The following is a 1872-nucleotide window of genomic DNA, read 5'->3' as shown; positions in this document are numbered from 1 at the left end:
AAGACCTTCGAGACGGCGGTTTGGGTGATGAGTGAGCAGGGCGGCGGCATGAAGCCGGGCAACGGCAGCAAGGGCGGGAAGTCGCAGGGCGCGCAGAACGCGGCGGGGAAGCAGCCCGGCGAGGCCGCGAACGGGCCGGGTGAGCCGGCCGGGCAGAGCGCCAGGCGGGAGGAACGGGAACCGGGTCGAGTCCAGGGACGGGGCATGCGGGCGGGATGGGGCCGGTATCTGGTGGCGCCCCGTCCGGTGGGCCGGCTGGCGGGCGGGGTGCCGCCGATCGAAGCGGCCGCGCTGTTCGCTCTACTGGAGGAAGACCCTGACGTGGAGCCGGTGGCGCAGGTGCGTCCGTCGCGCTCCCGGGGACTCGGGGCGATCGCGGAGCCGCACCCTGCTTGCCCGCCGGTCGCCGTGGTCGCCATGCCCGAGGAACGGGCCCGTGCACTGGCCGCGAACCCGCAGGTCGTCGTCGAGATCGACCAGCCGCTGTCCTACACCCCCATCCCGGCGATCGGCGGCCTGACCGGTGGCGGCGTGACCGCCGCGGACCCGGCGCTCGCCGTCACATTGGAGGAGCCCGAGCACATCAGCGTGCTGGTCAAGGGGCGGGACGGCGATGTGCTGCCGAGCGCGCACGTGTGGGCGATCGGCACCGCCGCCACCGCGCACGGGATGACCGGCCGGGACGGGCGGGTGAACCTGCAACTGGCCGCGGACACCCCGGCCACTCTCCAGGCGTTGTACGTCCGCCCGGTGAGCGGCTACTGGCCGCAGCGGATCGACCTCCCCCTCCTCGCCGACAACGGGGAGCGTGTCGTGGAGGTGCGGGCTCTGGAGGACACGTTCGAGGGGTTCCCGGGCCGGGCGGTGACCGGCTGGGGGACGCAGGCGATGCGGCTGCACCAGATCCCGCCCACCTACCGCGGCCACGGCATCAGAATCGCCCTCCTCGACTCCGGAGTGAATGCCGCCCACCCCGATCTCAAGGAGGCGGTGCGGGCCGGGTACGACTTCACCGCCGCCGGCTCCGGTGACAGTGCGTGGCAGGTGGACGCCTGTGGTCACGGCACCTGGTGCGCCGGGATCATCGCCGCGGCCGACAACCGCACCGGCGTCACCGGAATCGCCGCGGAGGCCGAACTCCACGCACTGAAGCTGTTCCCCGGTGGACGGGTCAGCGACCTGCTCCGCGCCATCGACTACTGCATCACCCACGACATCGACATCGCCCAGATCAACCTCGCCTATATGGCTCCGTCCCAGCTGGTGGCATGGAAGCTGCTGGACGCGCGCGCCGCAGGGATGGCTGTCATCGCCCCGGCCGGCGACACTGCAGGGCCTGTCGCGCACGTCGCCGCCCTGCCGGGCGTCCTCGCGGTGGGGGCGATCGCCCACACCGGCACCTACCCGGCCACCAGCCCCCACGCCCTGGCACAACCACCGTGGCCGGGCCCCTACGCCGCACCGTTCACGCCGGCCGGGCCGGGCGTGGATCTGGTCGCGCCGGGTGCCGCGGTGATCACCACCGCCCTCGGTGACAGCTACACCCCGGCCGACGGCACCGCGATCGCCGCCGCCCACGTCACCGGCCTCGCCGCCCTGCTGCTGGCCCACCACGACCACCTGCGCACCCAGGCCATCCCCCGCACCCCGGCCCGCGCCGACCACCTCCACGCCCTGCTGCGCACCGCCTGCCGGCCCGTCCCCGGCGCGGACCCGGCCCGGATGGGGGCAGGGCTGGCCGATGCCCCCACCGCCCTCGGCACCCCCGCCACCTGGCAGCAGGACCCTCGCGCGGAACAGATGTACGCGGCAGCCGCCGGGCCCTACCCGCCCCAGGCCTGAGGAGCGGCACCGCAAGCACCGTCCCCGGCG

General features: G+C 74.4%; 1 protein-coding gene. It reads left to right on the top strand.

Annotated features, from left to right (window positions below):
- The coding region (locus tag ACWGI8_RS43800) for a S8 family serine peptidase (RefSeq protein WP_453669143.1) at window positions 1–1842 on the top strand (1842 nt) is incomplete at its 5' end.
- Window positions 1843–1872: the final 30 nt, after the last annotated feature.

The sequence above is a fragment of the Streptomyces sp. NPDC054841 genome (assembly GCF_053611045.1).
Note: the sequence above shows the minus strand (reverse complement) of the source record. Positions and strands in the feature narration are given on the sequence as shown.